Genomic DNA, 3,868 nt, shown 5'->3' on the forward strand with positions numbered 1-3,868 from the left:
GACATAGTGGCAGATTACCTTTCTTCCCAACCCAACCAGGCTGGATATCAGGTGTCCACCAACTAGGGGTCAGGTCCGTGGTCGTTCTGGGTAGAAATAACCACCGCCGCAACATGGGACTCACCGTAAGTTAAATGGCCAGTATCGACTTGGTTGAGAAGTTTTCGCGCGCGGTTTTTGATGTACATTTCATAGTTGCGCTGACTGTCGTCGATCCGCTTCATGACACGTTGCCTAATCCAAGAATCACAGAACGGTAGAAGAATTCTTGAATGAGCAAGCTAGAAAAACAGAAATGGAACGAAGGTGCCTAGCTGTTTGAGGTCATTCAATGGCCGACGACATTTGGCATTAGAGCCGACAGCTCTATTGCTTCTGTGGCTGCTTTTTAGTATTGAATTTTCTCCGGACATGAGATCTATTATTCCTGAGTTGATTGCGATGATTCCTATCCAAGACCCTGTTATATAGATGAAAAGTGTGCCGAGGAGTATGGCGAAGCAGCTAACTGCCTTTAGCTGTTTCGTTCTTCTGTCATTGGATTCGTCAGGCTGGTAGATCCGGGCAACCATGAGATCAACGGCGGCAACGGCTAGCAAAAAATACGAAATTTTTGTGTAACCGAATAAAGCAAAGACTCCTGAAACCACAAGCACGGCAATCCCTGCAAAGCCAATCAAACGACTCATCAGAAAAACACTCCAAAATATGGTTTGATAAGAAACGTCTCGTTAATTCTACTCGAAAGGTGAGGTCTATCGAATGAAAAAGAAGGTCACGGGAATTGTGCTCGCTCTGAGCATTGCGCTCGGAGGGGCGCATTCGGCTGGGGCTGCCGAATCGACAATGGAAGCTACCGAAGAAATCGGTGCGAATGTCGAAGAAACCACTATCACTACAGAGGGAGATGTGACAACGATCAGTGGCCCTGATGGTGTCACGACCCTGACGGAAGATGCTGCGGCGAACACAATCACCATTAATAGCCCAAATGGAGTGACTGTTTTGAATCGCAATGAGGTGCTCGAGTTTGAGGAACAGGGTGGACATGGGCCGGTTGCGGAAACCCGAGCACGTGGAATCGTTACCGACTGGGAAGCCTACCTGTGTAACGCTGCGACTGCAGCTGTTGTAGGTGGACATGAAGCCACTTGGGAAAAAGCTCTGAAGGTGGCGAAAAATGTAGCTAAGCTTCATCCAGCAACCCGTGCTGCTCTTGTCGCAGGGCATTTGGGGGCAGGCACGTTCCTCTCAACACAGTGCTAGTAACCGTAGGATTTAGACTCAGGGACGCCCCTCTGCAAGCCAAAAGCAGAGGGGCGTCCCTGAGTCTTTCTATTAGAGGTAGCGATATAATGCGGTCCTGCCAATGCTGAGCCTGCGCGCATCCTCAGCCTTCGGGATACCAGCATTCACCCACTCGCGTGCCTGGGCAAGCTTTTCATATGGAGGGCCAAACACTTCTAGGCGATTGAGTACGCCAGGACTGCACCGGGGCAACCGAGCCGGTCGGCTCGGGCGGCAGCCCAGACCGAGCACCTGGAGCCGGACAACGCACCGGCTTGGATATTCCTTTTTCGCACGACCGAAATACGGTCACGCAAAGGAGGTTCCTGTGCAAAAACGCTCGCACCCTCGCACCAGTCTTAAGCGACTTTCTGAACTGCCCTCGCTCGCGCTAGGCGCTGCCATCGGCGCGATATTTGCCGACCCCATGGACGCGATCCACAGCTGGACGGAGCTGCTCGATCTACTTGTCTTCTGGCGCTAGCGCCTACACACTATTGGCACTCTTAGTGACACCGGGGCATAGTTCATCCAACCTAATCTTGTTAAGAGAGGTTTTACTTAACTGCCTAGCGGCAGGGGAACCGTATATTGCTTACGGCATTTCCCACCTATCAGGACCCAAGCATTCCTAGCTCTCGCAGGGTCTTTAGATGCAGATTCACTGTCCGCTTAGTAACGCCGAGTTCGTTCGCTATCTCACGTGCCAATGGAATTTCTCCAGTCTGTGAAAGCGCATCCAAAGCAGCACTAAGGACTCTCGCTTGAGTGCTTTTCCCTTGGATAGAGCGTCGTTTGTTTGCAGCGGCTAGGGCCTCCCGTTGCTCTTGTGCATATTGACCCTCGGGGTCGGTTTTCCAGCGCTCTGCGGCTTTCTTACCGCCTCTACGTCCCATGGTGGCTAGTGCTTTGCGTTCGCTGCTGGTAGCTTTTCCTGGCGCGCTAGAGCTGGTGTAGGCCTTACTCTTGGAGTGGGTGACGTAGCCGCGCACGCGCCTTGCCATGGTCTGGCGGTCGCGCATCGGTGGTATCTCACTGTCGCGTCCTGCTCCGCCGTGACGCTGTGCGACGTTGTAGGCGTGCTCGTAGGCATCAATGATTGCTGCATCCGTCAGACGTTGGGCTTGGGCCCGACCCCCGGAAAGTGGACACATCGGGGGTCGGGCCCTTACACCGCCGCGGACGAGTCCACAGCTAAGGCGGCCTTAGATGAATTTGAAGCCTCTGAATTGGGAGAAAAATATCCACGCTCAGTCAAGGTCTGGCAGGACGCGTGGGCGCGTTTCGTACCGTTTCTGCAGTTCCCGCCAGCAGCAAGGAAGGTCATCTATACGACGAATTCCATTGAGTCGTTTAACAACCAGCTGCGTAAAGCTACTCGCAACAGGGTGCAGTTCACTAACGATGAATCCGCCCTCAAGACGCTGTGGTTGATGATCTGCAATATTGAAGACAAACGAGCCGCAAAGAGAGCCAAGCAAGGCAAACGAGTCTCCGCGACAGCCGGCAGACTCATGGAAGGAGCCCGAGTGTCCGGCTGGAAACAAGCCATCAACCAGATGGCCGTGGCCTTTCCCGACCGCTTCGACAAATACCTATAAACCTAGCCACTGAAGTGTCCCAGGTTTTGTTCCGTTTGAGTAGATGGGAAAATCTGGAACATGCCAAGAAAATTTGACCAGGATGCAAAGGACCGTGTGGTCCGTCTCGTGGAAGACCGCATCTTGGCGGAAAATATGTCGATGCAGGCCGCATGCCAGGCAGTAGCCCCAAAGCTGGGGGTTTCATGGCACACGGCTCGTCAATGGACCCAGCAGGCCCGGCGTGCGGGGAGCATCCCAGAACCTGTGCCTGAAGATTTGGCCGCCGAAAATGCCAGGCTACGTCGTGAAAATCAAGAGCTCCGCGACACTAATGAGCTGCTGAAGGCCGCGTCGGCTTTTTCGCGTCGGAACTCGACCCCAAACGTTAAGAAATGATCCGGTTCATCGATGAATACCGGAATCGTTTCTCTGTCGAGTTCATTTGTAAGACGTTGAAAAATAACCGGGCTGGTGGGTTTATCACCTCGCGTGGTTATCGCCAGTCCAAGGCTCGCGGGTTAAGTGCTCGTCGCCTTCGTGATGCTGCGTTGGTTGAACGCATTAGTGCTGTTCATAGAGATAATTATGGTGTTTACGGTGTGCGGAAAATGTGGCATGCACTTCGCCGTGAAGGAATCGATATCGGGCGTGAACAAACCGCCCGACTGATGCGCCTGGCTGGCGTTTCTGGCAAAGGCAAAGGCGGATCACCAATCACAACCCGTAAGCCTAATGTGCCTGATTTGCGCCCGGACTTGGTCGAGCGTGAATTTAAAGCTCAAGGACCGAATAAGCTGTGGGTGGCCGACATTACCTATGTACGGACACGAAAAAGATTCGTCTACACCGCGTTTGTCACCGACGTCTACTCCCGGCGGATCGTCGGATGGGCGCTGTCAGATTCGATGCGGACCGAAGCTTGGGCCTGACCCCCGGAAAGTGGACACATCGGGGGCTAGCTATGCTGCTGTGGTCAGTATAGCCGAAGACTTGGTTTC

At 53.3% G+C, this 3,868-nt stretch carries 4 protein-coding genes and 2 pseudogenes; 4 read left to right on the plus strand and 2 right to left on the minus strand.

All coding sequences use genetic code 11. The features are described from left to right. Positions 1-62: 62 nt before the first annotated feature. On the minus strand, positions 63-224 hold the full coding sequence (locus ABRP95_RS11895) for a hypothetical protein (protein ID WP_349839485.1): 162 nt from the start codon (positions 222-224) through the stop codon (positions 63-65). Between the two features lie 57 nt (positions 225-281). After that, positions 282-689: a hypothetical protein gene (locus ABRP95_RS11900; protein ID WP_349839486.1), complete on the minus strand. Its 408-nt coding sequence runs from the start codon at positions 687-689 to the stop codon at positions 282-284. A gap of 73 nt (positions 690-762) precedes the next feature. Between ABRP95_RS11900 and ABRP95_RS11905 the strand changes: the two genes are divergently transcribed. The 4 genes and pseudogenes from ABRP95_RS11905 (at position 763) to ABRP95_RS11925 (ending at position 3,799) form a co-directional block, all read left to right on the plus strand. Beyond that, positions 763-1,266: a hypothetical protein gene (locus ABRP95_RS11905; protein ID WP_284785898.1), complete on the plus strand. Its 504-nt coding sequence runs from the start codon at positions 763-765 to the stop codon at positions 1,264-1,266. A gap of 1,184 nt (positions 1,267-2,450) precedes the next feature. Next, a pseudogene (locus ABRP95_RS11915) lies at positions 2,451-2,888 on the plus strand (transposase); the annotation flags it as partial. 35 nt (positions 2,889-2,923) lie between these two features. Beyond that, positions 2,924-3,266: pseudogene (locus ABRP95_RS11920) on the plus strand (transposase). Beyond that, positions 3,263-3,799 carry an IS3 family transposase gene (locus ABRP95_RS11925; RefSeq protein WP_284785900.1) on the plus strand — a complete coding sequence of 179 codons (537 nt, stop codon included), beginning with the start codon at positions 3,263-3,265 and terminating at the stop codon, positions 3,797-3,799. The pseudogene ABRP95_RS11920 and the gene ABRP95_RS11925 overlap by 4 nt, the downstream one beginning before the upstream one ends. The last annotated feature ends 69 nt before the right edge of the window (positions 3,800-3,868 follow it).

The organism is Corynebacterium sp. KPL2895 (assembly GCF_040225815.1).
Lineage (GTDB): Bacteria > Actinomycetota > Actinomycetes > Mycobacteriales > Mycobacteriaceae > Corynebacterium > Corynebacterium rhinophilum.

What these genes read in the sequence shown, in the direction of transcription:
- ABRP95_RS11900 (WP_349839486.1), bottom strand. Translation starts at nt 689, where the DNA reads ATGAGTCGTTTGATTGGCTTTGCAGGGATTGCCGTGCTTGTGGTTTCA.
- ABRP95_RS11905 (WP_284785898.1), top strand. Translation starts at nt 763, where the DNA reads ATGAAAAAGAAGGTCACGGGAATTGTGCTCGCTCTGAGCATTGCGCTC.
- ABRP95_RS11895 (WP_349839485.1), bottom strand. Translation starts at nt 224, where the DNA reads ATGAAGCGGATCGACGACAGTCAGCGCAACTATGAAATGTACATCAAA.
- ABRP95_RS11925 (WP_284785900.1), top strand. Translation starts at nt 3,263, where the DNA reads ATGATCCGGTTCATCGATGAATACCGGAATCGTTTCTCTGTCGAGTTC.